Below are 25,501 nucleotides of genomic sequence, written 5' to 3'. Positions count from 1 at the left end.
CTTGGTGATCCCGGCAGGAATCGAACCTGCGACCTACAGATTAGGAATCTGCCGCTCTATCCTACTGAGCTACGGGACCACGCGGCGCACACATAGCCGCTTCTTGATGCTTCGCCAAGACCGGCTGCCCCAGACTGTGTGCCCTGACCGACGCGCTGGTAGACCGGTCGGCCCTCAGGCGGCCAGCGCCGTCTCGGCCAGCTTGACCCAGTAACTGACGCCATGCGGGATCGCCTCGTCGTTGAAGTCGTAGGCGGGGTGATGCAGCCCGGCCGACGGACCGTTGCCGACGAAGATGAAGGCGCCCGGCCGCGCTTCCAGCATGTAGGAAAAATCCTCGCCGCCCATCAGCGGCTGGATTTCGCGGTGCACCTGCGCATCGCCCGCGACCGTCGCCGCGATGTCGCCGGCGAAGACCGTCTCTTCCGGGTGGTTGAAGGTGACGGGATAGTTGTCATTGTATTGCACGTCGATCGTCGCGCCGAAGGCGGCGGCGATGCCGACGCAGATGTCACGCATCCGCTGCTGCGCCGTCTTGGCGATCTCCTTCTTCAAGGTCCGCACCGTGCCGGCGATCTCGGCCGTCTCGGGAATGACGTTGTAGGCGTCGCCGGCATGGAACTTCGTCACCGACACGACGACGGACTCGATGGGATCGACCGTGCGGGACGCGATCGTCTGCAATGCGCCGACCAACTGGCTGGCGGCGACGATCGGGTCAATCGTGCCGTTCGGCATGGCGGCATGGCCGCCCCGCCCCCTGACCGTGATCGTGAACTCGGCCGTCGCAGCCATCACCGCGCCCGGGCGGATCGCGAACTGGCCGACCGGCAGGCCGGGCATGTTGTGCATGCCAAACACCTTGTGGATCCCGAACCGGTCCATCAGGCCGTCCTTGACCATTTCATTGCCGCCGCCGCCGCCTTCTTCGGCCGGCTGGAAGATCACCGCCACCGCGCCGGAGAAATTGCGGGTCTCGGCGAGATACTTGGCGGCTCCAAGCAGCATCGCGACATGGCCGTCATGGCCGCAGGCGTGCATCTTGCCCGGAACGGTCGAGGCATAGGGCTTTCCGGTAATCTCGTTGATCGGCAGCGCATCCATGTCGGCGCGCAGGCCAACGGTCGCCCCATCGCCGCGCCGGCCCCTGATGAGCCCGACGACGCCGGTCTTGCCGAGGCCCGTGACCACATCGTCGCAGCCGAACGCCTTCAGCTTCTCCTCAACGAAGGCAGCCGTCTCGAAAACATCGAAGCCCAGCTCGGGCGACTGGTGCAGATGACGCCGCCATCCTGCGATTTCTTCCTGCATTTCGGCGGCGCGGTTCAGGACAGGCATCTCTACACTCGCTGTTCGGCAGGCCGTTCGGCCCGCAACATCTCAATCGTGATCACCCGGCACTTTGCCATGTTGACGTCACATAGGCTAAATAGCACCGGTATGACGGCCAGGAGGACGCCAACGATGATCCGTGGCCAAATCTTACGGAGCCCAGGGTAACTACGGCAAGAGCGATTTCGGATTTCATGATGAACTACAGGCGTTCCTTCAAGTCCATGGCTGCCGCCATAGCGGCGTTTTTGGCCGTGGCCGGTCCGGCGCTGGCCAATCCGTCTATCCTCTTCGACCTCAAGAGCGGGCAGGTCATTTCGCACACCGACGCCTTCAAGCGCTGGTATCCGGCGTCGCTGTCGAAGCTGATGACCGCCTATGTCACCTTCCGCGCCATCGAAAGCGGCGAGGTGAAAGTTGATTCGCCCATCAAGATGACCAAACACGCCGCCGCCGAGCCGCCGTCCAAGATGGGGCTCAAGCCGGGAACCGTCCTGCGCCTCGACACTGCGCTGAAGATCATGCTGGTCAAATCGGCGAACGACATCGCCATGGCCATCGCCGAGAACCTCGGCGGTTCGCAGCCGGCATTTGCAGCGCGCATGAATGCCGAAGCGAAACGGCTGGGTATGGACGGCACGCATTTCGTCAATCCCAACGGGCTGTTCTCGCCCGAGCAGTACACCACCGCGCGCGACCTCGCGCTTTTGGTCACGGCGCTGCGCCGGGATTTCCCGCAGTACAACCCCTGGTTCTCGATCGAAGGCCTCGCCTTCGGCAAGAAGACGATCCCGAACTACAATCTTCTGGTCGGCCGCTATCCGGGCGCCGACGGCATGAAGACAGGCTTTGTCTGTTCCTCCGGCTTCAACCAGATCGGTTCGGCCACCCGCAATGGTCGCACGCTGGTGGCGGTGATCCTCGGCGAGCAATCGGCGGTCAGCCGCGCCGAAGCCGCCGCCCGCATGCTGGATGTCGGCTTCGCCGTTCCAACCTCGGGCACCACCACGGTGGCCACGCTGCAGACCTATGGCGACACGACATCGGTCAACGATATGCGGTCCGAGATTTGTGAAAAGAAGCCGGTCGAGGAACAGTCGGAGGCTGTCGCCATGGGCGACAAGGACGCGCCGAAATCGCCATATCAGCAGAAGCTGCAGCATCCGACGCTGGTGGCTGTCGCCATCGGCGGCGCGACCGGGCCGGTGCCCAAGGCAATGCTCGACCAGGCCGGCAATGAATATGCCGACGTGCCGCTTCCGATCTGGCGGCCCGATCTGCCGCCGCCGCCCGGCGCCGAGCCTGTTATTCCGGGCGTGACCGCCGCCGCGCGTGGGGAGCAGGCCGACGCCAAACCGGCGCTGCGCGGACTGTACTAGCCCATGGCCCCGTTTCCGATCCCCGTATCGGTGCTGACCGGCTTTCTTGGCGCCGGCAAGACGACGCTGCTCAACCGTCTTCTGAAAGACCCGGCGCTTTCCGATACCGCCGTCATCATCAACGAATATGGCGACGTCGCCATCGACCATCTCCTGGTCGAGCAGGTGTCAGACGGCATCATCCAGCTTTCCGACGGCTGCCTTTGCTGCACGGTGCGGGGCGAACTGGTCGATACGCTGGCCGACCTCGTCGATCGGCTCCAGACGGGCCGCATCGCCAAGCTCTCCCGCATCGTCATCGAAACCACCGGCCTGGCGGACCCGGCGCCGGTGCTGCAGTCGATCATGGCTCATCCGGCGCTGGTGCAGGCCCTCCGGCTTGACGGCGTCATCACCCTGGTCGACGCCGTCAATGGCGAGGCGACGCTGGATTCCCATATCGAAGCGGTCAAGCAGGTTGCCGTGGCCGACCGGCTCGTCCTCACCAAGACGGATATGGAACCCGATCCGAACGCGCTGGAAGCCCTGAAATCCAGGCTGTCGCAGTTGAACCCAGGCGCCAATGTCATCGGCGCGGACGAAGCCAATGCCGTTTCACTGCTGGATTGCGGCCTTTACAACCCGGCGACCAAGAGCGCCGATGTGCGGCGCTGGCTTGGCGAAGCCGCCGATCATGATCATGACCACGACCATGCTCACGACGGGCACGACCATGGTTCGCACGGGCACGACCACCCGCACGATTCGCGGATACAAACGCACTCGCTGGTTCATGACGGGCCGGTGCCGTTCTCCGCCATCGGCATGTTCCTCGACCTGCTGCGCTCGACGCAAGGCGACAGGCTGCTGCGCATGAAGGGCGTCATCGAGCTTGCCGACGATCCGTCGCGGCCGCTGGTCATCCATGGCGTTCAGAAAACCCTGCACCCGCCGGCCAGGCTGCCGCAATGGCCGGACGCCCAGCGCGGCACACGGCTTGTCCTCATCACGCTGGATATGCCGCCCGACTACGTTCAGCGCCTGTTCGCGGCATTGACCAACCAGCCCGCCGTGGATACGCCCGACCGGGCCGCCTTGCTGGACAATCCACTTGCGATCGCGGGGCGGTGAGCCGTTCACCCTCCCCTTTGGGAAGATTCGAGCCGCATCTACTTTCCCCGTTCCACTAGAAACCGATGTCCGCCTTCCATGGCCGCCGTCTCGACCAGCCTATGGCCGTCGTCTGTGATAAACGCGGGGATATCCAGGACAGCGAGCGGGTCGGTCGTCTCAAGCCATAGCCGGCTGCCCGGCCTCATGGCGGCAAGGCGCTTGCGCGCCTTGAGAACCGGCAACGGGCAATTCAGACCCTTCAAATCGTAAACGGCGGGATTGCTTGCGGGCAAAGCCGCCCTCAGCCGCCGAACATGCCGAGCAGGCGCTTCTTCAGCTTGGCGGCCGTGCCTGGCTCGCTCTGCGCGGTCTGCGTTTCGGCAGGCAGCGCTGCCTCGGCCGGAATGGTGGCGGTTTGTACCGGCGCTTCGGCAGCCTTCTTGCGCGCGTCGGCATCGGCAACGGCCTGTGCCTTGGCGGCTTCCTTCGCGGCCTTGGCCGCGGCGACCGCCTCGGCCTTCTCGCGCTCGGCCTTTTCCTTGGCAGCCTTCTCGGCATCCAGCGCCGCCATCTTGCGACCGGCGGGCGAATCGATACGGCCCATACGCGACGAGACAGAGACACTGCCATCGGAGTTCAGCGAAGGCGGGTCCAGCGGAACACGCTCGCCACGGGCCCGCTTGCGCGTCCAGTCGGAAACGATACTGGCTTCCTTGATGCCGGCGATGGTCGGCTTCGGCGCCGGCGTGCCGCCGTTCATGGCGCTGGCGAAGGCGGCGTCGTATTTGCTCTGATATTCGCTGTAGGCGACCTTCAGCGAATCGGGCTGCGTGCTGGCCGGACAGGCCCCGGTCGGGTTGAAGGTCGAACCCGCGGGAGCGACCTGGTTGAACACGTAGCGCTTCTCGCAGACATCGACCTTCGGCGGCACCTTGGTGATTTCGAAATTATCGTAGCCGACCTTGAGCATCTTCCAGAACTCATAGTTCGGATCGTTGCGGTAGCGCGCCATGTTCGCGGCGGTCATCCGGAACGGGAAAGCCTGGATCTGAAACTCGGTCTGGCCGCCCTGGAAGGCGTCGCGGCCGAAAGCATAGATTTCCTCGATCTGCGGGTCGGTCATCGAATAGCAGCCCGACGACGAGCAGGCGCCATGCACCATCAGATTGGCGCCGGTGCGCCCATTGGCGCGGTCATAGGCATTGGGGAAGCCGATGTTGAAGGCCAGATGGTAGCTGGACTTCGGATTCATCTGCGAAGGCCGCACCGTATAGAAGCCTTCTGGCGCCTGGCGGTCGCCTTCGGTGTATTTCGGCCCCAGTTTGCCCGACCATTTGCAGATCTGGTACGTCGCGATGATATCGTAACGGCCGTTGGTCTTCTGCTTCCAGATCTCGACCGCGTTTTCTTCCTTGAAAACGCGCGCCATGATCGGAGCATTGCGATTCATGCTCTTGGCCCGCATCGAAGCCAGGATTTTCTCCGGCAACTGCTTGTTGGCGTGCTGAGGCGCGAAATCGCTGACGGAAGAGTTGGTGCAGCCGGCGATGCCGACGGCAGCGATCAGAAATCCGGTACGGACAAGCTTGGCGAACATGAGTCCCGGTATCGTCCTTCTTGGCGCCACGGTCTGCCGCGGCTGCTTCATGAACATCGACGGACCCTAAGCCCGTTAACCTTGAAAATCTGTTACCGCAAGCTGAGCCCGCGTTTCCTCACGGCAATGTCATTGTCCAAAGCGGCGGCAATTTTGTGGCAAAAGCGAGGGGTCTTGACACATTGTGCGTCCTTCGAGGCTCGCCCTCAGACTCCTCGGACCATTATTACAGCAAGCATTCTCACGCTATTGCCGGCTCGCAACTCAGGATGAAGGAAGTATGTTCGCTTCTCCTCTCGAGGCTCGCAATAACGCCCCTCCTCCTGAGGTGCGAGCGAAGCGAGCCTCGAAGGACGCACCTTCTACAGGCTTCTGCCCATGGCGAGATACTTCTCGCGGCGCTGCTCGCGGAAATCGGTGTTGGCGCCGGCGAACTCCTGCATCGTCTTGTTGAGCAGCTCCCGGGTCGTCGCGATGACCTTTTCCGGTGCCCGATGCGCCCCGCCCAGCGGCTCCGGCACGATCCCGTCGATGATCTTGAGGTCGAACAGGTCCTGAGCGGTGATCTTCATGTTGGTCGCGGCGTCGCGCGAACGCGTCGTATCCCGCCACAGGATCGAGGCGGCGCCCTCCGGCGAGATCACCGAATAGATCGCGTGCTCCAGCATGTAGACGCGATTGGCGGTGGCGATGGCGATGGCGCCACCCGAGCCGCCCTCGCCGATGATGATCGATACCGACGGCACCTTCAGGCCAAGGCAGGCGGAGGTCGAGCGGGCGATGGCTTCCGCCTGACCGCGCTCCTCGGCGCCGACGCCCGGATAGGCGCCCGCCGTATCCACCAGGGTGATGAGCGGGATCTTGTACCGGTCGGCCAGTTCCATCAACCGGACCGCCTTGCGGTAACCTTCCGGGCGCACGGAGCCGAAATTGTGCTTGAGGCGGCTGGCCGTGTCCGAGCCTTTTTCCTGGCCGAGGATTGCCACGGACTCGCCCCTGAAACGGGCAAAGCCGCCGACAAGCGCCTGGTCCTCGCCGAAATTGCGGTCGCCCGCCAGCGGCGTGAAATCGGTGAACAGGCCCTTGATGTAATCGAAGCAGTGGGGCCTGTCGGGATGGCGCGCCACCTGCACCTTCTGCCACGGCGTCAGCGCCTTGTAGGCATCGCGCAAGGCATCCAGCGACCGCTTTTCCAGCCGCGCGATCTCGTCGGCCACATCGACCGCCTCGCCGCTCTCGGCCAGCTTCTTCAGCTCAATGATTTTGCCGTCGAGGTCTTGGACCGGCTTTTCGAAATCGAGATAGTTGTACATTCGTGAGGGTACCGATGCGCCGGATGAAAAGACTGCGGAAACGTCAAAAAACCGTTTCCGACCGGAGAAACGTGGCTTTCACATAGCGGCAGTGCGGCTAGTCGGCAAGCGGATGATGTTCGCTGACCAGCCGCATGAGCCGTTCTTCCAGCACATGCGTATAGATTTGCGTCGTCGATATGTCCGCGTGGCCGAGCAGTTGCTGCACTGCCCGCAAGTCCGCTCCGTTCTGCAAGAGATGGCTGGCAAAGGCGTGACGCAGCACATGTGGGGAGATTTTGGCAGCGGAAATGCCGGCACGCGCGGCCAGGCCCTTGAGTTCGCGGGCGAACACCTGCCGGGGCAGGAAGCCGCTGTCCGAAGCTGCGGGAAAAAGGAAAGTGCTGCTGGAAAAAGCCGGCACGCGCTTGCGCGCCGCCAGCCACGCCTTCATCGCCGTGCGCGCCTTGGCCGAAAGCGGCACCATGCGTTCCTTGTCGCCCTTGCCGCGCACCATGAAGAAGCGGTCGTCGCGCTGCGCCACCGTCACTGGCAGGCCGACCAGCTCGGAAACGCGCAGGCCGGTCGCATAGAGCACTTCGACCAGCGCATGCAGCCGCAGGGCCGACAAATCGTCGCCGCCGCCCTGGGATGGATCGCCAGCTTCCAGCGCTGCCCGGTCCAGCAGCCGGCCCGTCTCCGCCTCGCCCATGGTCTTGGGCAGCGGCCGTCCCTTGCGCGGGCTGTCCAGCGTTCCAGTCGGGTCGTCGGCGCGCAGACCCTCGGCGTAGAGGAACTTAAAGAACTGCCGCAGCGCCGAGAGTTTGCGCGCCTGCGAGGTCGGCGCGAAGCCCCGCGCGGCGATGCTGTCGAGATATGCGCGCAGATCGGCGGACGATGCATTCGCGAGATTGGCGATCTCCCCCGCCGCATCGTCGAGGTCGCGGCGATAGCTGGCCAGCGTGTTTTCCGCAGCGCCCCGCTCGGCGCTCATCATTTCGAGGAAAGCTTCGATGCGGGCCGCGTTGTTCATGGTTTGGGATTGAGCTTTTCGGCGGGAATGCGGACCGTCAGTTCCGCCTGCTTCGGCTGCACGAACATGACGAGCGCAAACATGGCGCCGTAGACGACGCCGGCCAGAACTGCGAGCGTCACGACAAAGCGGAACAGTGTCGGCATGCTTTTTATGTGCCCGTCTTCGTTTTCAGACCCCGTCCCGTTATGAGACGCCAAATCCGCCATTTCAAGGGCAATGCCGCGGCGCGACGGCCGGCCCGCGCTTGACGCAAACGGTCTTTTCATGTCGATACGCCCCGATGAGGCCCCCAAGGTCGATTTCGAAATGAATGCGCAGACGGCAAACCAGTCCCACGACGAGCGCCCCGCCCTGGTCGCGAGGCTGGGCGTGCGTTCGGTCGTGTTCGTGGGCCTGATGGGCGCCGGCAAGACGGCGATCGGCCGCAAGGTCGCGGGAACGCTTTCGCTGCCCTTCATCGACAGCGACCACGAGATCGAAACCGTATCGCGCATGACCATTCCGGAACTGTTCGAGCGCTATGGCGAGCCCGAATTCCGCGCTCTCGAGCAGCGCGTCATCCTGCGGTTGCTGGAGACCGGACCGCAGGTGCTGTCGACCGGCGGCGGCGCCTTCATGAATGCGCAAACACGGGAAGCGATCGCCGCCCAGGGCATCTCGGTATGGCTCAAGGCCGATGTCGATCTGCTCATGGAGCGGGTGTCGAAGAAGCAGAACCGGCCGCTGCTGAAGAGCGACAATCCGCGCGCCGTGCTGGAGCAGTTGATGAAGGACCGCTACCCGATCTATGCCCATGCCGACATCACCGTGCCGACGCGCGACGAACGCAAGGAAGTCATTGCCGCCGAGGTGATCGAAGCGCTTGAACGCCATCTGCCCGTCACCGATGCCGGAGTAGCTACCCATGAATGATGCCGCTCGAAACAGGGCCATCGATGCCCCTGTCGTCGTCGAGGTCGGACTGGGGGATCGCGGCTACGATATCCTCATCGGCCCCGGCCTGCTGGATCGTGCCGGAGAGGAAATCGCCCAGCGTCTGCCGGGGACGCGCGCCGCCATCGTCACCGATGAAAATGTCGCTACCGCGCATCTTGCCACCTTGCAGGCTGGCCTGGATCGAGGCGGCGTCGCCTCCACCATCATCACGCTGCCGCCGGGTGAAAAGACCAAGAGCTTTGCTCATCTTCAGGATGTCGTCGATGGCATTCTGGCCGCGCGGCTGGAGCGTCGCGACAGCGTGGTCGCGCTGGGCGGCGGCGTGGTCGGCGATCTGGCTGGTTTCGCCGCCGGCATTGTGCGCCGTGGCATGAATTTCGTGCAGATGCCAACCTCGCTGCTGGCGCAGGTCGATTCCTCCGTCGGCGGCAAGACAGGGATCAACAGCCCGCGCGGGAAGAATCTTGTCGGCGTCTTCCACCAGCCGAAGCTGGTGCTGGCCGACACGGACGTCCTCGACACGCTGCCCTTGCGAGAATTCCGCGCCGGCTATGCCGAAGTCGCCAAATACGGCCTCATCGACCGGCCCGATTTCTTTGTATGGCTGGAGAAGAACTGGCGCGACGTTTTCGCTGGCGGCGCTGCGCGCATCGAGGCGATCGCGCAATCCTGCCGCGCCAAGGCCGACGTGGTGGCGCGCGACGAATTCGAGCTGGGTGATCGCGCGCTGCTCAATCTCGGCCACACCTTCGGACACGCCCTGGAAGGGGCCGTGCAATATGACGGCGCGCGGCTCGTCCATGGCGAAGGCGTCGCTATCGGCATGGCGCTGGCGCACCGCTTTTCGGCCCGCATGAACCTCGCCAGCCCAGACGATGCGGCGCGCGTCGAGGCACACCTGCAGGCTGTCGGCCTGCCCTGGCGCATGGCCGATATCCCCGGCGAGCTTCCCGGTGCGGAAGCACTGCTCGATTTCATCACGCAGGACAAGAAGGTCAGCCGCGGCACCCTCACCTTCATCCTCACTCACGGCGTCGGCCAAGCCTTCGTCGCCAAGGACGTACCGGCCTCAGAGGTGCTGGCCTTCCTGAAGGAAAGCCACCCCGCATGAGCGCTACCGGCTGGTCCACCGCCGGCTGGCTCGTCGCCGGTATCCTGGCGGCTTTCGGCTTGCTGGCCGTTGTCCTGCACAGAAGACTGGCCGCAAGGGCAGGATACGTCCTGTTGCCGAATGCGTCATCGCATCAGGACACACAGAGCGGCGAGGAGAACCGCGCCAATGGCCAGATGACAGGGCCTGGCAGGGCCCGACTCGACGACTGGTTCGAACTGGCCGACCTGGAAGTGTCCGACGTCATGGTCCACCGCACCAATATGCGCTCGGTCAACGCTGACGATGCGCCGGAGGCGGTGGTGCGGGAAATCCTCCAAAGCCCGCACACGCGCATGCCGCTGTGGAAGGGTTCGCTCGACAACATTGTCGGTATTCTTCATGCCAAGGACTTGCTGCGCGCGCTGAATGAGGTCGGCAACGATTTTTCGCAGATCGACGTTATGAAGATCGCCGCGAAACCGTGGTTCGTGCCCGACACGACGACCCTGCAGGAACAGCTCAACGCCTTCCTGCGCCGCAAGGCGCATTTCGCCATCGTCGTCGACGAATACGGCGAGGTCGAAGGGCTGGTGACGCTGGAGGACATCATCGAGGAAATCGTCGGCGACATCGCCGACGAGCACGATATCGACATGCAGGGCGTCAAGCAGGAAGCGGACGGGTCGGTCGTGGTCGACGGCGCCGTGTCGATCCGCGACCTCAACAGGGCCTTGGGCTGGAACCTGCCGGACGAGGAAGCGACAACCATCGCCGGCCTCGTCATTCATGAGACCCAATCGATCCCGGAAGAGCGGCAGGCCTTCACCTTTCACGGAAAGCGTTTCGTGGTTATGAAACGCGACAAGAACCGCATCGCCAGACTGCGGATCAGGCCGGTCGAGGCGACATGACGGCGGATATGACCCTGGTCATTGGCCATGGTCACCTCTCACCCCATCTTCCGGACTGAGCGCAGGAGAAATGGGGCTCAGAAGGGCGAGTTTCTGGTATCGTCCATCTCGGTATGGGAAATTTCCAGATGGGTTTTACGAGGCCGAATCGCACTCGGCTTGCAATTGTCCAGCTGGATCGCAGCGGTCGAGTCAGCCCCCTCGGTTCGCTTCGTTCCCATCGACAATGCAGTCGCCATGGCAAGCGAACAACTGATCCGCGACTATCCCCATGTGCAGATCATCTGGTGAGTTTAGTCACCACCTCACCTTTTCGCCCGGCGCCGCCGGCTCGATCGCCAGGGCGTGCAGCCCGGCCTTCAATTCGCCGGCGAGCAGATCGTTGACGGCGCGATGGCGTTCCAGCCGGCTCATGCCGGCAAAGGCGGGCGCGACGATGCGGACGCGAAAATGCGTTTCGCCGGTGCCGTCATAGACGGCGTGGTGGCCTGATTCCTCATGATGGTGCCCGGCGTGCAGGTGGCTTTCGTTGATGACAGCCAGCCGCTCCGGCGAAAATGTCTCTGTCAGTTTTTTTTCCATTGCCGTTTGTATGGACATTGCCGTTTTCCTTCACCAAATACACGGCGTCGCCGCCGGCCGATTTTCCGCCACCGATTTGGCGCCGCATTCCTCCGCGATTCAGCGGTTAGGGCGATCAATGCAAAAATGTCAATTCTTGTTTCGCATCGGCGAACGTCCCATAGATGGGGTGCGATGAAGGCTTATCCCAAATATTTCGAGAAAATCCGCATCCGTCCCGAGAAGGACGCGGAGCTGAAGTCGCGCGCGCCGGTCTGCCAATGGGATGGCTGCAAGGAGCCGGGCACCCACAAGGCGCCGGTCGGCCGGATGAAGGAGGGTGAGTATTTCCGCTTCTGCTTCGACCATGTGCGCGAATACAACAAGGGCTTCAACTATTTCTCCGGCGTCTCCGACAATGAGATCGCCCGCTTCCAGAAGGAGGCGATGACCGGACACCGCCCGACCTGGAAGATGGGCGCCAGCGCCAGCACGCGCTCGGCCCCCGATTTCGCCCAGCAACGATCCGGCCGCGCCGGCTACCACAACCGCATGCGCGATCCGTTCAACCTGTTCAACGAGGCGCGGGACCGTAGCGCCCCGAAGGAGCGCAAGGCCAAGCCCCTTGAGGCCAAGGCGCTGGAAACGCTTGGCCTTGACGTAAAGGCGACTGGCAAGGACATCAAGGCGCGCTATAAAGAACTGGTGAAACGCCACCATCCCGACGCCAACGGTGGCGACAGAGGTTCGGAAGACCGGTTCCGCGACGTGCTTCAGGCCTACCGCGTGCTCAAGCAAGCGGGCCTGTGCTAGGTCATAGGGACCGAGGCATTTTTCCAACTATCATCGGGTTGGAAAAGGTTTTAAGACCGCCCCCGGACAAAAGTGGATTGCCGGCGAAGCGCATCGCCTCGCCCGTGGAGACGTTGAGACGTTATGAACAAGGTCGAACGTGACATCGCCAACCTGCCCGACACAACGGTGTCGGTGAAGGACAAATTCGGCTTCGATTCCAAGATGGTCGTACCTGCCTATTCGGTGGCGACCGAGCATGTGCCCGACATCGATCCGGATTATCTGTTCGACAAGCACACAACCATGGCGATCCTCGCCGGGTTCGCCTTCAACCGCCGCGTCATGGTTTCCGGCTATCACGGCACCGGCAAATCAACCCATATCGAACAGGTAGCCGCCCGGCTGAACTGGCCGATGGTGCGCGTCAATCTCGACAGCCATGTCAGCCGTATCGACCTCGTCGGCAAGGACGCAATCGTCGTGCAGGAAGGCATGCAGGTCACGGAATTCCGCGACGGCATCCTGCCCTGGGCCTACCAGCACAATGTCGCGCTCTGCTTCGACGAGTATGACGCCGGCCGTCCCGACGTGATGTTCGTCATCCAGCGCGTGCTGGAATCGTCGGGCCGCCTGACCCTGCTCGACCAGAGCCGCGTCATCCGCCCGCATCCGGCCTTCCGCCTGTTCGCCACCGCCAACACGGTCGGCCTCGGCGACACCACCGGTCTCTACCACGGCACCCAGCAGATCAACCAGGCGCAGATGGATCGCTGGTCGATCGTCACCACGCTGAACTACCTGCCGCACGACAACGAGGTCGCCATCGTTCTGGCCAAGGCCAAGCATTACCGCGACGCCAAGGGCAAGGAGATCGTCAACAAGATGGTGCGCGTCGCCGACATGACGCGTTCGGCCTTCGTCAATGGCGACCTGTCGACGGTGATGAGCCCGCGCACCGTCATCACCTGGGCCGAGAACGCCGAGATCTTCGGCGATGTCGGCATGGCCTTCCGGCTGACCTTCCTGAACAAGTGCGACGAGCTGGAGCGTTCGGTGGTGGCCGAGTTCTATCAGCGCGCCTTTGGCGAGGACCTGCCCGAGAGCGCCGCCAACGTGGTGCTGGGATAACAAGAGCGCCATGGCCGGAGCCGGCGACAACACGCGCAACAAATCGAAAACGGGGCAGGAAGCCGACAGCTTCAAGCGCTCGCTAACGGTCTGCATGCGCGCCATCTCCGGCGACAAGGAGATGGAGGTCGGTTTCGCCAAGGACCGGCCGGCGCTGGCCGGCAGCCGCGCGCGGCTGCCCGAACTGCCGAAGAAGCCTTCCCGAACCGATATCGCGGTCACCCGCGGGCTCGGCGATTCCATGGCGCTCAAGCGCGCCTGCCATGACGCCCGCATCCATCTGAAGCTGGCGCCGGAAGGCAAGCAGGCGCGTGCCGTTTATGACGCCGTCGAACAGGCGCGCGTCGAGGCAATCGGCTCGCGCATGATGACGGGCATCGCCGACAACATCGGCTCGATGCTGGAAGACAAGTACACCAAGGCCAATCTCGTCGACATCCGCGACAGGGAAGACGCACCCGTCGAGGAAGCGCTGGCGCTGATGGTGCGCGAGAAGCTGACCGGTCGGCCCCCGCCGAAGAGTGGCGAACAACTGGTCGATCTGTGGCGTCCCTGGGTCGAGGACAAGGCCGGCGCCGATCTCGACGGGCTGGCCGACAAGCTCGACGATCAGCAGGCTTTTGCCCGCGTCGTACGCGACATGCTGGCGTCGATGGAGATGGCCGAGGAACTGGGCGACGACCAGGAAACCGAGGACAGCGAAGACAACGACGACAACCAGCCGCAGGGCGAGGAACAAAGCGAGGAAGGCGGCGAGGACGATTCGGGCGGAGAAGATTCTCAAGCCGACGACGCCGAGGCATCGGACGATGACCAGGACACGGCTGAATCCGAATCCGCCGACGCATCCTCGGAAGATTTGTCCGATGAGGACGATGCGGATGCCGAGACGCCGGGCGAGGCCCGGCGCAACGACAATCCCTTCGCCAATCTGCCGAAGGAGATCGACTACAAGGTCTTCACCACCGCCTTCGACGAGACGGTCGGGGCCGAGGAACTGTGCGACGAGGAGGAGCTGGATCGCCTGCGCGCCTTCCTCGACAAGCAGCTCTCCAATCTGCAGGGCGTCGTCGGCCGCCTTGCCAACCGCCTGCAACGCCGCCTGATGGCGCAGCAGAACCGTTCATGGGATTTCGATCTCGAGGAAGGTTACCTCGATCCGGCGCGGCTGGTGCGCGTCGTCATAGACCCGATGCAGCCGCTGTCGTTCAAGCAGGAGCGCGACACCAAGTTCCGTGACACGGTGGTGACGCTGGTGCTCGACAATTCCGGCTCGATGCGCGGCCGGCCGATCACGGTTGCGGCCACCTGCGCCGACATATTGGCGCGCACGCTGGAGCGCTGCGGCGTCTCGGTCGAGATCCTTGGCTTCACCACCCGCGCCTGGAAGGGCGGACAGGCGCGCGAGAAGTGGCTGAAGGATGGCAAGCCGCCTAATCCGGGCCGGCTGAACGATTTGCGCCATATCATCTACAAGTCCGCCGACCATCCGTGGCGACGCGCCCGCCGCAATCTCGGCCTGATGATGCGAGAGGGCCTGCTGAAGGAGAATATCGACGGCGAGGCGCTGATGTGGGCGCACCAGCGCCTCATGGGCAGGCCTGAACAACGCAAGATCCTGATGATGATCTCGGATGGCGCACCCGTCGATGATTCGACGCTGTCGGTAAACCCCGGCAACTACCTGGAGCGGCATCTGCGCGCCGTCATCGACCTGATCGAGACCCGCTCGCCGGTCGAACTGCTGGCCATCGGCATCGGCCACGATGTTACGCGCTATTATCGCCGCGCCGTCACCATCGTCGATGCCGAGGAGCTTGCCGGCGCCATGACCGAGCAGCTTGCCTCGCTGTTTGGCGAGGAGACAGCCAAGGAGACGCGACGCGGCGGCTTCAGGCGGGCTGGATGACCACACTGGCGGCTGTGCTGAATTCCGCTCGATTTCTATCCGTTCGATGTTCGATGGCGATTTTTCTGGTGCTTTTCGCGCTACTGTTCGGCTTGCCTGGGCAGGCCGTCGAACGCAATTTTGTCGAACCCATCGAAATCGCCGCCCGCCCGATCGCCCAGTTCCATATCGGCCACGACGATACCCGGTTCGGGCCGCTGGAATTCGTCGGCGGACTGGAGATGACATCGACCGCACGCGATCTGGGCGCACTGTCGGCCTTCCGTTTCCTCAAGCCGGGCAGCGATTTCATCGGCGTTGCCGACACCGGTTTCTGGTTCTTTGGCAGCATCGTCCATGATGCGCAGAAGCGTCCGTCTGGCGTGACGAACTTCACCATGCAGCAGATGGTCGGCAAGGATGGCCAGCTCATCGACCGCAAATGGGAAGTTGATGCGGAGGGGCTGGACGTCCGGGATGGCGTCGCCACGGTCGGCTTCGAGCGCAACCACCGCATCGCGCAGTTCAGGATCGACCCGAACGACATGAAGGCCCCTTTCCGGGAGCTCGATTTCCTCGTGCCGGCCAACGAACTGCGCCAGAACCGGGGTTTCGAGACAGTCACCCATTCGACGCCGGAAAGCCGACACAACGGCAGTCTGGTCGTCGTGTCGGAAAAGAGCCTCGACAGGGCCGGCAATATTTTCGCGGCCATCATCGAGGGTCCGGGCAAGGGCATCTTCACCGTCAAGCGCAACGGCGAGTTCGACATCACCGACGGCGCCTTCCTGCCGGGCGGCGACCTCCTGCTGCTGGAACGTTCCTTCTCCATCGCCTCGGGCGTGCGGATGCGGCTTCGCCGCATTGATGGCGCCAGCATCGCCAAGGGCAAGGTGGCCGACGGCCCGGTGCTGCTGGAAGCCGACATGAGCTACCAGATCGACAATATGGAAGGCATGGACGTATGGGCCCGCGACGACGGAGCCTTGATGGTGTCGCTGATGTCCGACGACAACCATTCGATCCTGCAGCGCAACCTTTATCTCGAGTTCATCCTGCATCAGGATTGAACAGCCGGGGCCAAACGCCCTCTTCCTGCACGTTCTGTTTCAACTGTCGGCATCGGGCCGGCCCAAACGTCCTTGGGACATGCTTCGGCTCAACCGGCAACCCGTTGCCGGCACGAGACGTTCCGCATCCGAACAGCCGGAAGGAGAAAACAATGCTCAAGGACAAAACCTCGACCGCCATCGTCGCGGTCTCCGACATCGCCCGCGCGACAGCGTTCTATCGCGACGTGCTCGGCCTCGAGATCACCGACGACAGCATGGGTGAAGTGGTGGTTTTCCGCACCGGCGACACCTCGCTCGTCGTCTATCGTTCGGAATTCGCCGGCACCAACAAGGCCAATGCCGTGGTCTGGGACGTCGGTGACGAGATCGACACCATCGTCGCCGACCTCGCCGCGAAAGGCGTCACCTTCGAACACTATGACGGCATTGAATTGCAGGGCGACATCCATGTCGCCGGCAAGATGAAGATGGTCTGGTTCAAGGATCCCGACGGCAACATATTGCACTTGAACAATATGTGACGCTTGGCCTCTCAGCCGCCCTTGGTCGCCAGCCAGATGATATGACGCGCGCCGCGTTTGCCGGTGGCGCGCACCTTGACCTCTTCGACCGAAAAGCCGGCGCGGATCAGCCGGCGGGTGAAGCCGGCATCGGGCGCCGAGGACCAGACGGCGAGAATACCGCCAGCGGTCAGCGCGGCGTGCGCCTTGCCCAGCCCGGCAAGGTCGTAAAGACGATCGTTCTCACGCCGGGTCAGCCCCTCGGGGCCGTTGTCCACATCAAGGAGGATGGCGTCATAGCTGGCTTTCGCCTGCGCGATTACAGCGCCGACGTCGGTCTCAATGATCGAAACACGCGGATCGTCCAGGCAGCCGGCGAAGATTTCCGCCATCGGCCCACGCGCCCATGACACCACCGCCGGCACCAGTTCGGCCACCGCGACGTGCGCATCGGCGGAAAGCCCGGTTAGCGCGGCGCGCAGCGTAAAACCCATGCCGAGACCACCAATGAGAAAACTGGCCTGCTTGCGTGAGCCGACCCTCTGGCACGCCAGGCTGGCAAGCGCCTCCTCGGAACCGCTCAGCCGGCTGTTCATCAGTTCGGTGGCGCCGAGCATGATGGAGAATTCGCTGCCGCGCCGCTTCAGCCGCAGGTCGCCGCCGCCATCGGGCATTTCGGCCCTGTCGAGCTGGATCCACGGGATCAAGCGGTGACCGTCTTCTGGCTCCAGCGGGCGGCGATGAGCCGGTAGGGAATCAGCGCGAAGACGGCGATGATCAGCTTGACAGAAAGGTCGCCGAGCGCCCAGGACACCCAGCGCATCGTCTCGATCGGCAGCACACCCAGCAGCGGCGCGGTCTCCAGCGCGAAGGCATCGTTCGGGCCGGAAAAGGCGAAGGCGGCGGAAAAGGCCACCGAGAAGAACACCACGGTGTCGACGACCGAGCCGGCCAGCGTGCCGAAGATCGGCGCCCGCCACCAGCTCTGCCGGCGCAGCCAGTTGAACACCGTCACGTCAAGAAGCTGTGCGGTGAGAAACGCCGCGCCCGACGCAGCTGCGATGCGCACCAGCCGGTCGGCCGCCGTCTGGAACTCGATCAGGCCGGCGCGGAACAGCAGCGGCGGCATGACGATCGAACACACGACAGCCGTCATGAAGCCAACAAAGACAATCCGGCGCGCCACCGCGGGCCCGTAGCGGCGATTGGCGAGGTCGGTCACCAGGAAGGCGAAGGGATAGGTGAAGGCGCCCCATGTCAAAATGTCGGCGAGCGAAAGCCCGCCGACGGTTCCCTGCACGGGAAACTGCACGAGAATGTTGGACGCCACCACGACAAGCGCCATGGCGGCCACGAAGGGCAGGTAACGGGAAAAGAAGTTCATTTTTTTATCCTGGGTAATGGAACCAGCGGAGCGAAATCATGCTCCAGGAAAGGCGGTCGTCCCCCGCCTTGAACGGATCAGGCTGCCGGCTGCTCGGCCGGCTGGTCAGCCTGCTTCTTGGCGATCTGCTTCTTCAGCAGGCGCGCCTTCTGCGACAGCTCGGCCACATCGGCCTTGGCCAGGAAAGCGTCGAGACCGCCGCGATGCTCGACCGAACGCAGCGCGTTGGCGGAGATACGCAGGCGCACATTCTGGTTCAGCGCTTCCGAGATCAGCGTCACATTGACGAGATTCGGCAGGAAGCGACGCTTGGTCTTGTTGTTGGCGTGGCTCACATTGTTGCCGGTCAGAACGGCTTTGCCGGTGAGTTCGCAGGCGCGTGACATGATGCTAACCTTCAATAACTGTCGAACCAAACTTCGTGCCCGCGCCGGTCGGCGCGCGGTCTTCCTGAAGCGGCCCATGGAAAAGTTGGCGTTCCATAGGGGCATTTGGCCAAGGCGTCAAGCCGGCGAATGCCGCGCGGCGCGCTGCAAAGGCCTGCGTATCCACATTAATGCCGGATTTGGCCGGTTGAAACAAGGCGATGGGACATATCGCAATCCCCTGCGGCTTGCGGAAAGATAAGGAAATCCGGGCATGGCAGGGCTGGCGAACCTCCTTCTCGCGGCGCTCGTGGTCACGGTGCCGGCGACAGGCAAGCAAGGCGACTATTCGTTCACCGGCGATTATTCGATCACCTTCCTCGGTCTGCCGGTGGCAAGCTCCACCTTCAACAGTACGTTCAAGGACGGAGCTTATTCGGTGAAGGGCGCCTTTTCGGCCTCCGGGCTGGCGCGCCTCTTCGACGATACCAAGGGTTCGATCAGCTCGTCCGGCCGCATCGAGGGCGACGATATCAGGCCGAGCCGGTTCCACAGCTCCTATACGTCGGGGAAGAAGGCATCCACCATCGACGTCCGCTTCCAGGGCGGCAATGTCGTCAGTACCGAGGTGACGCCGAAGCCGAAGAAGCGCGGCAGCGACTGGCTGCCGATTGGCGCGGCGGACCTCAAGGGGGTGGTCGATCCGATTACCGCCACCGTCATCAGCGCCGAAAGCCTGGAAAAGGTCTGCGGCCGCACGGTGAAGCTCTACGACAGCGAAATGCGCGCCAATTTGAAGCTGACGCATGATTCCACCGGCTCCATTTCCGTCCAGGGCTATGAGGGGCCGACTGTCACCTGCTCCATGCGCTTCGAACCGGTGTCGGGTTACCGCAAGGGCCGCAAGGCGCTGGAATTCCTGCGCAACAAAAGCCGCATCATGGTGACGTTTGCGCCTCTGGGGCAAACCGGCGTATATGCGCCCATCTACGCCACCGTCGGAACCCAGATCGGTACCATCACCATCCGCGCAAGGCGTTTTGAAGTGACGAAATAGGCGCACTGCGGCGCCGTCGGGAAAGCCCGGCGAATATCTTGGGGGAGATATGGGGCGCGCGACACTGATCGGCTTCTCGGCAGTCGCCATGTGGGCGCTGCTGGCGCTTCTCACCGACGCGTCCGGTTCGGTGCCGCCCTTCCTGCTGTCGGCGATGACCTTCGCCATCGGCACCTGCGTCGGGCTGGCCGCGCGGCTGTTCATGGCTCGTCCTGACCGGCCGGTGAAAATCCCGCCTCAGGTCTGGCTGATCGGCATTGCCGGTCTGTTCGGCTATCATTTCTTCTACTTCACCGCTCTGCGGAACGCACCGGCGGTCGAAGCCAGTCTCATCGCCTATCTCTGGCCGCTGCTGATTGTTCTGGGATCGGCGCTGATGCCGGGCGAGCGGCTGGCCTGGAACCATGTCGCCGGCGCGCTGCTGGGGCTGGCCGGCACCGTCCTGATCGTCACCAAGGGCAGTGGCCTTTCCTTCGAGGCCAACTACGCCTTTGGATATGCCATGGCCGCGGTATGCGCGCTTTTATGGTCCGCCTATTCGCTGCTGTCGCGCCGGTTTCCATCGGTGCCGACCACAATCGTCACCTGGTTCTGCGCCGCCACGGCGATCCTGTCGCTGTTTTGCCATCTTGCGCTTGAGCAGACCGTGCTGCCGGCGACGCCGGGGCAATGGCTGGCCGTGCTTGGCCTCGGCCTGATGCCGGTGGGCGCCGCCTTCTATGCCTGGGATATCGGCGTCAAGCGCGGCAACATCCAGGTGCTCGGGGCGGCAAGCTATGCCGCGCCCTTGCTGTCGACGCTGGTGCTGATCGCCACCGGCTTCGCCGAGCCGTCCCTGCGCATTCTCGCTGCCTGCCTGCTCATCACCGGCGGCGCCGTGCTGGCGGCAAAATCGCTTCTGTTTCGCCGCCGCGCCTCGGCTCAAACCGGAGCAAGCGCCTGATGCTGTTCCCCGGAGGGATTGAGGCCACTCCCAACGCAACGCTGCTATTCTCGGTCGCGGCGGCCATAATCTACCTGCTCACGGTCGATATGGGACCGACATTGTCCCGCACCGCGGTGAAGACCCTGTCGATCCTGCTCCTGGCCGGCCTCGCCATCACGCAGGACGCGCCGTGGCTGCTGCTCCTGGCGCTGCTGCTCAGCGCGGCGGGCGATGCATTCCTGTCGCGCGACGGCGAACTGCCCTTCATGGCCGGGCTGGTCAGTTTCCTGGCCGCCCATCTCGCCTATATCGTGCTGTTCCTCGGCAATGGCGAAGGCCTGGGGCTGCTTGCCGGCGAGCCCTGGCGGGCCGCGCTGGCATTGCTGCTCGTCCTTTTCGCCGTGGCCATGCTTTTCGCGCTCTGGCGGCCGGTCGGCAGCGATCTGCGTCCGCCGGTGGCGATCTATATGGTTGCGCTTCTGGCGATGGCGCTGGCGGCGCTCACCATGCGCTTGCCGCTGGTCGTCTGCGGCGCGCTCCTGTTCATGGCGTCCGACGCCATGCTGGCATGGGAAAAGTTCGTCGCCCGCCCGCAGGCGTCCTACCGCCCGCTGATGCGCCGCGCCGTGTGGATCACCTACTATGGCGCCCAGTTGGCGATCGTTCTGGCTTTTGTCCTGGCTTAAAGCCCGAACTCAGAAATTGTCCTTGCGCTTTCGGATCTCAGCGAACACCTCGTCGTTCGAAGCATCTTCCATGCCGAGGTTCTTGCGGATGGCCGGATCGGCCCAGCGCAGAAACGGATTGGTCGCCAGTTCTTCGCCGATCGTCGTCGGCAGCGTCGGCCGGTCCTCTGCCCGCAGCGCCTCGATCTTCTTGACGCGTTCCTGCAAAAGCACATTGCCGGGATCGATGGTGAGGGCAAAGCGCGCGTTGGCCAGCGTATATTCATGACCGCAATAGACGACGGTATCCGGCGGCAGTTCGGAGAGCTTCTTCAGCGATTCGTACATGACCTCGGGCGGCTTTTCGAAAAGCCTGCCGCAGCCCAGTGCAAACAGCGTGTCGGCGGTGAAAACCACCTTCGACTGCGGGAAATAATAGGATACGTGGCCGGCGGTGTGGCCCGGCGTCTCGATCACCTCGACCTCCTCATTGCCGAAGGCAAGTGTCGATCCCTCGACGACCGTGTCGTCAATGCCGGGAATCTTCTCCTGCTCCGCCCGCGGCCCGATGATCTTGAGGCCAAAGCGATCCTTCAGCGCGAGATTGGCCTCGACATGGTCCGCATGGTGATGCGTCGTCAAGATCAGCCCCGGTGTCCAGCCGGTGCGCTCGATGGCCGCAAGGATCGGCGCCTCTTCCGGCGCATCGATCAGCGCCGTCTCGCCGGTCTCGGAATCGTGCACAAGCACGCCGAAATTGTCGCTGCGGCACATGAACTGCTCGACCTGGATCGCCATCGTCTTTTTCTCCTTTTTCTGCCGCAGAGATAGGGCGCGCCACGCCCGCTGTCATCCCGTCTTCGCCTTATAAGGCCAAGGTCATTCAACTTTGCCGCATCATGGGTTAGCGTCCGCCGCATGCATTCGGACATTGTCGATCTCCGTTCCTTCTATGCGAGCCCGCTCGGCAGTCTTGCCGAGCGCTCGATCACCATGGCGCTGTCCTCGATCTGGGCGAATGTGCCGAACGAGCGGCTGGTCGGTCTCGGCTACACCCTGCCCTGGCTCGAGCGCTTCGGCGCCGATGCCGAACGCGCGCTGGCCTTCATGCCGGCGACGCAGGGCGCCGTGGTATGGCCGGCGACCGGGCCGGTGGCGACCGCGCTGGTCTTCGACGAGGAACTGCCGCTGGTTGACGCCTCGATCGATCGAATGCTGCTCGTCCACTCCCTGGAGCACGCCGAAAACCCGCGTGAGACGCTCAACGAAATCTGGCGCGTGCTGTCGCCGGCCGGGCGCGTCGTCATCGTCGTGCCGAACCGACGCGGCGTCTGGGCGCGTTTCGAACACACGCCGTTCGGCACCGGCAGGCCGTTTTCACGCGGCCAGCTCACCGAACTGCTGCGCGACGCTAACTTCACGCCCGCCGCCTGGTCGGACGCGCTCTATTTCCCGCCGTCCCAACGCCGCTTCATGATGCGCTTCCAGGGCGTTCTGGAGCGCATGGGCCGCCGCGCCTGGCCGATCTTCTCCGGCGTCATCGTCGTCGAGGCTCAGAAACGGCTCTATCAGGGCGTGCCCGTGGCGCAGCGCGCCTCCCGGCGCGTCTTCGTACCGGTGTTGTCGCCGCAGGGCGCCACCGGCATGGGGCGTCAGGGCCGCAAGCACGCAGCATGCCGGAGCCAAGGCTGAAATGAGCGACGAAAACAGCGTGGCGGTCGAGGCCAGCAGCCTGCGCGAACAGGTTTCCGCCGTCCGGCAGGCGCTGGCGGCGTCACCGGTGCGCAAGCCGCTTTACTGGGCGGCGGCGGGCATCTTCGCCGTCATCATCGCCACGTCGTTCGGACAAATCCTGCTCAACCGCTGGAACCAGCCCTTCTACGACGCCATCCAGCGGCGCGACCTGCAGGGCTTCCTGCATCAGCTGATGGTCTTCGCCATGATTGCCGGCGGCCTTTTGCTGCTCAACATCGCCCAGCAATGGCTGAACCAGCGGCTGCGGCTTCGCTTGCGCGAAACGCTGACGCTCGACCTGATCGACCAATGGATGCGGCCAAACCGCGCCTTCCGCCTGACCCATGCGGGCGTCATCGGCGTCAATCCCGACCAGCGGATGCAGCAGGACGCCGGCCATCTTTCCGATCTGACCACCGATCTGGGCGTCGGCTTGCTGCAGGCCTGCATCCTGCTCGCCTCCTTCGTCGGCGTCCTGTGGACGCTGTCTTCCGGTTTCGCCTTCCACATCGGCGACCGCACGATCGCCATTCCCGGCTATATGGTCTGGGCAGCGTTCCTGTATGCCGGTCTCGCCTCGCTGATCAGCTGGCTGGTCGGGCGGCCGCTCATTCAGCTCAACAGCGACCGCTATGCGCGCGAGGCCGAACTGCGCCACTCCATGGTGCGGGTCAACGAACACATCGACGCCATCGCGCTCGCCCGCGGCGAGGCCGACGAGAAGCGGCGGCTGGAAACCGACCTTGGCGCGGTCCTGGCTGCGATGCTGCGCATCTACGGCGCGCAGATCAATCTCGGCTGGGTCACCGACACCTATGGCTGGATCACCGTCGTGGCGCCGATACTGGTCGCCTCGCCGGTCTATTTCGCCGGCGATCTGAGCTTCGGCGGGCTGATGATGGCGGTCGGCGCCTTCAACCAGGTGCATTCCTCGCTGCGCTGGTTCGTCAACAACATTGGCGGCATCGCCGACTGGCGCGCGACGCTGATGCGCGTCGCCGATTTCCGTATGGCGCTTACCGAGACAGACAGCCTGTATGGCGATGAAGAGCGCATCGAGATCGTGGCGAACAAGGACGACGCGCTGACCTTCGACGGGCTCGAAATCGTCGCGCCGACCGGCTGCATCAGGCTGAACGAGCCGAAGACCCGCATCGAGGCCGGCGAGCGCGTGCTGGTCACCGGCGATCCCGGCTCGGGCAAGACGCTGCTGTTCCGCACCGTGGCCGGCCTGTGGCCATGGGGCAAGGGGCGCATCGGCCTGCCTGCCGGGGAAACGCCGATGTTCATTTCCCGCACGCCCTATTTTTCACCCGGTACCCTGCGCGAAGTGCTGAATCGGTCCGGCAAGGCCGAAAAGATCGACGACGCGGCGATGAAGAAGGCGCTGGCCGCGGTCGGTCTCGACCGGCTTTCCGCCTGGCTCGACCGCAGCGCCCGCTGGGAACACGAACTGAGCGACGACGAGCAACGCCTCCTCGCCTTCGCCCGGCTTGTCCTGCATAAACCGGCCTGGGTCATCATTGACGAGGCGCTGGATACGTTCGACGGCACCCAGACAAAGCAGCTGCTCGCCGCCATCGAAAGGAACCTGCCCAAATCGGCAGTCGTCAACATCGGGCGCAGCCAGCGCAACTACGAATTCTTTCCGAGAACGCTGGATATCGTCAAGGACACGGCGGGTCCGGCGCTGAAACCGCCGCATGTCCGTCCGGGCGCCATCGAGCCGCCGCCCAAAACGGTCAAGAAGCGTAAAAGATAGAAAACACCCCCAATACGGTTCGAGGGTATTGGCTAGGCGACCGCCGGATCAGATCCAGCGCCAATATCGTCGATGTCGTACGGCGTCATCTGGTAAACCTGGTTGATCCAGTTGCCGAACAGAAGATGGGCATGCGAGCGCCAGCGGTTGAGCGGCGGGTTGGTCGGATCGTCACTTGGATAATACTCATGCGGCACCGCGATCTCGACACCGGCCGCCACGTCGCGGTCGTATTCCTCCTTGAGCGAGGTGGAGTCGTACTCGATGTGGTTGAACATATAGAGCCGGTTGCCTGCCTTTTCGGCGAGCATGCAGGGGCCGGTCTCCTCCGAATCCATCAAAAGATCGATGCCCCTTCCGGCTGGAAGGTCGGCGCCGCGCACTTCCGTCCAGCGCGAGACCGGAATGGCGAAATCGTCGGAAAACCCGGCCAGATAAGGTGAGGCCGGCGCGTGGTTGTGATGCCGGTAAACACCGAAGGCCTTCTTTGCCAGCGTGTGCTTCGGGATACCGTGGAAATGCCAGGCGGCGGCCATGGCGCCCCAACAGATGAAGAACGACGAAAGGACGTTCGTTGTCGTCCAGTCGAAAATGCGCGTCAGCTCGTCCCAGTAGGTCACGTCTTCGAAGGGCAGCAGTTCGATCGGCGCGCCGGTCACGATGAAGCCGTCGAACTTGCGGTGCTTCACCTCGTCCCAGGTCTGGTAGAAGCTGATGAGATGATCCGCCGAAGTGTTCCTGGCCTTGTGGTTGCCGATGCGCACCAGCGTCAGTTCCACCTGCAGCGGGCTGGCGCCGATCAGCCGGGCGATCTGCGTCTCGGTGCGAACCTTGTTGGGCATCAGGTTCAACAGGCCGATCTGCAGGGGCCTTATATCCTGACGCAACGCCGTCTTTTCGTCCATGACGGAGACGCCTTCATGCGTCAACACTTCCCGGGCGGGAAGCTGATTGGGGATTTTGATCGGCATGAGCGGGCACTCCAACAAAAAGACC

General features: G+C 63.6%; 28 protein-coding genes and 1 tRNA gene. 16 read left to right on the top strand and 13 right to left on the bottom strand.

Annotated features, from left to right (window positions below; all coding sequences use genetic code 11):
- Positions 1–2 precede the first annotated feature (2 nt).
- Both J2X35_RS14740 and J2X35_RS14735 read right to left on the bottom strand, forming a co-directional pair.
- Positions 3–79, bottom strand: a tRNA-Arg gene (locus tag J2X35_RS14740).
- Between the two features lie 95 nt (positions 80–174).
- Complete coding sequence (locus J2X35_RS14735; protein WP_310186853.1) at positions 175–1,338, bottom strand: M20 aminoacylase family protein; 1,164 nt, start codon at positions 1,336–1,338, stop codon at positions 175–177.
- A 191-nt stretch (positions 1,339–1,529) separates the two neighbouring features.
- On the opposite strand from J2X35_RS14735, the gene J2X35_RS14730 reads away from it, so the two are divergent.
- Both J2X35_RS14730 and J2X35_RS14725 read left to right on the top strand, forming a co-directional pair.
- Entirely contained in the window at positions 1,530–2,711 is a 1,182-nt protein-coding gene (locus J2X35_RS14730) for a D-alanyl-D-alanine carboxypeptidase family protein (protein WP_310186851.1), read from the top strand.
- A 3-nt stretch (positions 2,712–2,714) separates the two neighbouring features.
- On the top strand, positions 2,715–3,821 hold the full coding sequence (locus tag J2X35_RS14725; RefSeq protein ID WP_310186849.1) for a GTP-binding protein: 1,107 nt from the start codon (positions 2,715–2,717) through the stop codon (positions 3,819–3,821).
- A gap of 38 nt (positions 3,822–3,859) precedes the next feature.
- Here J2X35_RS14725 and J2X35_RS14720 read toward each other — a convergent pair whose 3' ends face one another.
- The 5 genes from J2X35_RS14720 to J2X35_RS14700 form a co-directional block, all read right to left on the bottom strand.
- Complete coding sequence (locus J2X35_RS14720; RefSeq protein WP_310186846.1) at positions 3,860–4,096, bottom strand: sulfurtransferase TusA family protein; 237 nt, start codon at positions 4,094–4,096, stop codon at positions 3,860–3,862.
- An 8-nt stretch (positions 4,097–4,104) separates the two neighbouring features.
- Positions 4,105–5,400: a murein L,D-transpeptidase family protein gene (locus J2X35_RS14715; protein WP_310186844.1), complete on the bottom strand. Its 1,296-nt coding sequence runs from the start codon at positions 5,398–5,400 to the stop codon at positions 4,105–4,107.
- Positions 5,401–5,762: 362 nt separating this feature from the next.
- On the bottom strand, positions 5,763–6,713 hold the full coding sequence (locus J2X35_RS14710; protein WP_056112210.1) for an acetyl-CoA carboxylase carboxyltransferase subunit alpha: 951 nt from the start codon (positions 6,711–6,713) through the stop codon (positions 5,763–5,765).
- Between the two features lie 97 nt (positions 6,714–6,810).
- Positions 6,811–7,725, bottom strand: coding sequence for a site-specific tyrosine recombinase XerD (locus J2X35_RS14705; RefSeq protein WP_310186843.1), 915 nt, complete (start codon positions 7,723–7,725; stop codon positions 6,811–6,813).
- Entirely contained in the window at positions 7,722–7,871 is a 150-nt protein-coding gene (locus J2X35_RS14700) for a histidine kinase (protein WP_310186842.1), read from the bottom strand. Before J2X35_RS14700 ends, J2X35_RS14705 begins: the two co-directional genes overlap by 4 nt.
- A gap of 163 nt (positions 7,872–8,034) precedes the next feature.
- Between J2X35_RS14700 and J2X35_RS14695 the strand changes: the two genes are divergently transcribed.
- The 4 genes from J2X35_RS14695 to J2X35_RS14680 all read left to right on the top strand — a co-directional run bounded on the left by J2X35_RS14695 (position 8,035) and on the right by J2X35_RS14680 (position 10,959).
- Positions 8,035–8,640, top strand: a complete 606-nt coding sequence (locus J2X35_RS14695) for a shikimate kinase (protein WP_310188685.1) — start codon at positions 8,035–8,037, stop codon at positions 8,638–8,640.
- Positions 8,633–9,775, top strand: coding sequence for a 3-dehydroquinate synthase (aroB, locus tag J2X35_RS14690; protein ID WP_310186840.1), 1,143 nt, complete (start codon positions 8,633–8,635; stop codon positions 9,773–9,775). Before J2X35_RS14695 ends, aroB begins: the two co-directional genes overlap by 8 nt.
- Positions 9,772–10,668: a transporter associated domain-containing protein gene (locus tag J2X35_RS14685; protein WP_310186838.1), complete on the top strand. Its 897-nt coding sequence runs from the start codon at positions 9,772–9,774 to the stop codon at positions 10,666–10,668. The genes aroB and J2X35_RS14685 overlap by 4 nt, the downstream gene beginning before the upstream one ends.
- A gap of 165 nt (positions 10,669–10,833) precedes the next feature.
- Positions 10,834–10,959 (top strand): hypothetical protein, encoded by a 126-nt coding sequence (locus J2X35_RS14680; protein ID WP_310186836.1) that lies wholly within the window; start codon positions 10,834–10,836, stop codon positions 10,957–10,959.
- A 6-nt stretch (positions 10,960–10,965) separates the two neighbouring features.
- On the opposite strand, the gene J2X35_RS14675 is transcribed toward J2X35_RS14680, so the two are convergent.
- On the bottom strand, positions 10,966–11,268 hold the full coding sequence (locus J2X35_RS14675) for a BolA family protein (RefSeq protein WP_310186834.1): 303 nt from the start codon (positions 11,266–11,268) through the stop codon (positions 10,966–10,968).
- 156 nt (positions 11,269–11,424) lie between these two features.
- Between J2X35_RS14675 and J2X35_RS14670 the strand changes: the two genes are divergently transcribed.
- The 5 genes from J2X35_RS14670 to J2X35_RS14650 all read left to right on the top strand — a co-directional run bounded on the left by J2X35_RS14670 (position 11,425) and on the right by J2X35_RS14650 (position 16,634).
- Entirely contained in the window at positions 11,425–12,042 is a 618-nt protein-coding gene (locus J2X35_RS14670) for a J domain-containing protein (protein ID WP_056112229.1), read from the top strand.
- A gap of 123 nt (positions 12,043–12,165) precedes the next feature.
- Positions 12,166–13,152, top strand: coding sequence for a cobaltochelatase subunit CobS (gene cobS, locus J2X35_RS14665; RefSeq protein ID WP_056112231.1), 987 nt, complete (start codon positions 12,166–12,168; stop codon positions 13,150–13,152).
- 10 nt (positions 13,153–13,162) lie between these two features.
- Complete coding sequence (cobT, locus tag J2X35_RS14660) at positions 13,163–15,061, top strand: cobaltochelatase subunit CobT (RefSeq protein ID WP_310186832.1); 1,899 nt, start codon at positions 13,163–13,165, stop codon at positions 15,059–15,061.
- Between the two features lie 53 nt (positions 15,062–15,114).
- Complete coding sequence (locus tag J2X35_RS14655) at positions 15,115–16,110, top strand: esterase-like activity of phytase family protein (protein ID WP_310186830.1); 996 nt, start codon at positions 15,115–15,117, stop codon at positions 16,108–16,110.
- A 152-nt stretch (positions 16,111–16,262) separates the two neighbouring features.
- Complete coding sequence (locus tag J2X35_RS14650) at positions 16,263–16,634, top strand: VOC family protein (protein ID WP_310186829.1); 372 nt, start codon at positions 16,263–16,265, stop codon at positions 16,632–16,634.
- An 11-nt stretch (positions 16,635–16,645) separates the two neighbouring features.
- On the opposite strand, the gene J2X35_RS14645 is transcribed toward J2X35_RS14650, so the two are convergent.
- The 3 genes from J2X35_RS14645 to rpmB form a co-directional block, all read right to left on the bottom strand.
- Positions 16,646–17,320: a hypothetical protein gene (locus tag J2X35_RS14645; protein WP_310186828.1), complete on the bottom strand. Its 675-nt coding sequence runs from the start codon at positions 17,318–17,320 to the stop codon at positions 16,646–16,648.
- On the bottom strand, positions 17,317–17,997 hold the full coding sequence (locus tag J2X35_RS14640; RefSeq protein WP_310186826.1) for a queuosine precursor transporter: 681 nt from the start codon (positions 17,995–17,997) through the stop codon (positions 17,317–17,319). Before J2X35_RS14640 ends, J2X35_RS14645 begins: the two co-directional genes overlap by 4 nt.
- A 77-nt stretch (positions 17,998–18,074) precedes the next feature.
- Positions 18,075–18,383, bottom strand: a complete 309-nt coding sequence (gene rpmB, locus J2X35_RS14635; RefSeq protein WP_056112247.1) for a 50S ribosomal protein L28 — start codon at positions 18,381–18,383, stop codon at positions 18,075–18,077.
- A gap of 253 nt (positions 18,384–18,636) precedes the next feature.
- On the opposite strand from rpmB, the gene J2X35_RS14630 reads away from it, so the two are divergent.
- Genes J2X35_RS14630 through J2X35_RS14620 form a run of 3 tightly spaced genes read left to right on the top strand, consistent with a single transcriptional unit; the run spans position 18,637 to position 21,030 of the window.
- Positions 18,637–19,419, top strand: coding sequence for a DUF3108 domain-containing protein (locus J2X35_RS14630; protein ID WP_056112251.1), 783 nt, complete (start codon positions 18,637–18,639; stop codon positions 19,417–19,419).
- 49 nt (positions 19,420–19,468) lie between these two features.
- A complete protein-coding gene (locus tag J2X35_RS14625) occupies positions 19,469–20,362 on the top strand; it encodes an EamA family transporter (RefSeq protein WP_310186824.1) in 894 nt (297 codons plus the stop codon).
- Positions 20,362–21,030, top strand: a complete 669-nt coding sequence (locus tag J2X35_RS14620; protein WP_310186822.1) for a lysoplasmalogenase — start codon at positions 20,362–20,364, stop codon at positions 21,028–21,030. Before J2X35_RS14625 ends, J2X35_RS14620 begins: the two co-directional genes overlap by 1 nt.
- Positions 21,031–21,039: 9 nt before the next feature.
- On the opposite strand, the gene gloB is transcribed toward J2X35_RS14620, so the two are convergent.
- A complete protein-coding gene (gene gloB / locus J2X35_RS14615) occupies positions 21,040–21,807 on the bottom strand; it encodes a hydroxyacylglutathione hydrolase (RefSeq protein ID WP_056112261.1) in 768 nt (255 codons plus the stop codon).
- A gap of 120 nt (positions 21,808–21,927) precedes the next feature.
- Here gloB and J2X35_RS14610 point away from each other — a divergent pair, with 120 nt between their 5' ends.
- The gene (locus J2X35_RS14610) at positions 21,928–22,701 is read left to right on the top strand and encodes a class I SAM-dependent methyltransferase (protein ID WP_056112264.1); all 774 of its coding nucleotides are present in this window, start codon (positions 21,928–21,930) and stop codon (positions 22,699–22,701) included.
- Position 22,702: 1 nt separating this feature from the next.
- Complete coding sequence (locus J2X35_RS14605; RefSeq protein WP_310186820.1) at positions 22,703–24,505, top strand: ABC transporter ATP-binding protein/permease; 1,803 nt, start codon at positions 22,703–22,705, stop codon at positions 24,503–24,505.
- A 32-nt stretch (positions 24,506–24,537) separates the two neighbouring features.
- Here J2X35_RS14605 and metA read toward each other — a convergent pair whose 3' ends face one another.
- Positions 24,538–25,476, bottom strand: coding sequence for a homoserine O-succinyltransferase (gene metA / locus J2X35_RS14600; protein WP_310186818.1), 939 nt, complete (start codon positions 25,474–25,476; stop codon positions 24,538–24,540).
- Positions 25,477–25,501 lie beyond the last annotated feature (25 nt).

Origin of the sequence: Mesorhizobium sp. BE184 (genome assembly GCF_031457045.1) — a bacterium.
Classification (GTDB): domain Bacteria; phylum Pseudomonadota; class Alphaproteobacteria; order Rhizobiales; family Rhizobiaceae; genus Mesorhizobium.
The sequence above is the reverse complement of the archived record's forward strand: the minus strand, read 5'-3'. Positions and strand labels throughout refer to the sequence as shown.

Excerpts from the sequence above, each read along its gene's own strand:
- J2X35_RS14630 (WP_056112251.1), top strand. The coding sequence starts at position 18,637 with ATGGCAGGGCTGGCGAACCTCCTTCTCGCGGCGCTCGTGGTCACGGTG.
- J2X35_RS14640 (WP_310186826.1), bottom strand. The coding sequence starts at position 17,997 with ATGAACTTCTTTTCCCGTTACCTGCCCTTCGTGGCCGCCATGGCGCTT.
- J2X35_RS14650 (WP_310186829.1), top strand. The coding sequence starts at position 16,263 with ATGCTCAAGGACAAAACCTCGACCGCCATCGTCGCGGTCTCCGACATC.
- J2X35_RS14620 (WP_310186822.1), top strand. The coding sequence starts at position 20,362 with ATGCTGTTCCCCGGAGGGATTGAGGCCACTCCCAACGCAACGCTGCTA.
- rpmB (WP_056112247.1), bottom strand. The coding sequence starts at position 18,383 with ATGTCACGCGCCTGCGAACTCACCGGCAAAGCCGTTCTGACCGGCAAC.
- cobT (WP_310186832.1), top strand. The coding sequence starts at position 13,163 with ATGGCCGGAGCCGGCGACAACACGCGCAACAAATCGAAAACGGGGCAG.
- J2X35_RS14625 (WP_310186824.1), top strand. The coding sequence starts at position 19,469 with ATGGGGCGCGCGACACTGATCGGCTTCTCGGCAGTCGCCATGTGGGCG.
- J2X35_RS14710 (WP_056112210.1), bottom strand. The coding sequence starts at position 6,713 with ATGTACAACTATCTCGATTTCGAAAAGCCGGTCCAAGACCTCGACGGC.
- J2X35_RS14605 (WP_310186820.1), top strand. The coding sequence starts at position 22,703 with ATGAGCGACGAAAACAGCGTGGCGGTCGAGGCCAGCAGCCTGCGCGAA.
- gloB (WP_056112261.1), bottom strand. The coding sequence starts at position 21,807 with ATGGCGATCCAGGTCGAGCAGTTCATGTGCCGCAGCGACAATTTCGGC.
- J2X35_RS14725 (WP_310186849.1), top strand. The coding sequence starts at position 2,715 with ATGGCCCCGTTTCCGATCCCCGTATCGGTGCTGACCGGCTTTCTTGGC.
- J2X35_RS14685 (WP_310186838.1), top strand. The coding sequence starts at position 9,772 with ATGAGCGCTACCGGCTGGTCCACCGCCGGCTGGCTCGTCGCCGGTATC.
- J2X35_RS14730 (WP_310186851.1), top strand. The coding sequence starts at position 1,530 with ATGAACTACAGGCGTTCCTTCAAGTCCATGGCTGCCGCCATAGCGGCG.
- J2X35_RS14735 (WP_310186853.1), bottom strand. The coding sequence starts at position 1,338 with ATGCCTGTCCTGAACCGCGCCGCCGAAATGCAGGAAGAAATCGCAGGA.
- J2X35_RS14715 (WP_310186844.1), bottom strand. The coding sequence starts at position 5,400 with ATGTTCGCCAAGCTTGTCCGTACCGGATTTCTGATCGCTGCCGTCGGC.
- J2X35_RS14705 (WP_310186843.1), bottom strand. The coding sequence starts at position 7,725 with ATGAACAACGCGGCCCGCATCGAAGCTTTCCTCGAAATGATGAGCGCC.
- cobS (WP_056112231.1), top strand. The coding sequence starts at position 12,166 with ATGAACAAGGTCGAACGTGACATCGCCAACCTGCCCGACACAACGGTG.
- J2X35_RS14655 (WP_310186830.1), top strand. The coding sequence starts at position 15,115 with ATGGCGATTTTTCTGGTGCTTTTCGCGCTACTGTTCGGCTTGCCTGGG.
- J2X35_RS14675 (WP_310186834.1), bottom strand. The coding sequence starts at position 11,268 with ATGTCCATACAAACGGCAATGGAAAAAAAACTGACAGAGACATTTTCG.
- J2X35_RS14670 (WP_056112229.1), top strand. The coding sequence starts at position 11,425 with ATGAAGGCTTATCCCAAATATTTCGAGAAAATCCGCATCCGTCCCGAG.
- J2X35_RS14700 (WP_310186842.1), bottom strand. The coding sequence starts at position 7,871 with ATGCCGACACTGTTCCGCTTTGTCGTGACGCTCGCAGTTCTGGCCGGC.
- J2X35_RS14610 (WP_056112264.1), top strand. The coding sequence starts at position 21,928 with ATGCATTCGGACATTGTCGATCTCCGTTCCTTCTATGCGAGCCCGCTC.
- metA (WP_310186818.1), bottom strand. The coding sequence starts at position 25,476 with ATGCCGATCAAAATCCCCAATCAGCTTCCCGCCCGGGAAGTGTTGACG.
- aroB (WP_310186840.1), top strand. The coding sequence starts at position 8,633 with ATGAATGATGCCGCTCGAAACAGGGCCATCGATGCCCCTGTCGTCGTC.
- J2X35_RS14695 (WP_310188685.1), top strand. The coding sequence starts at position 8,035 with ATGAATGCGCAGACGGCAAACCAGTCCCACGACGAGCGCCCCGCCCTG.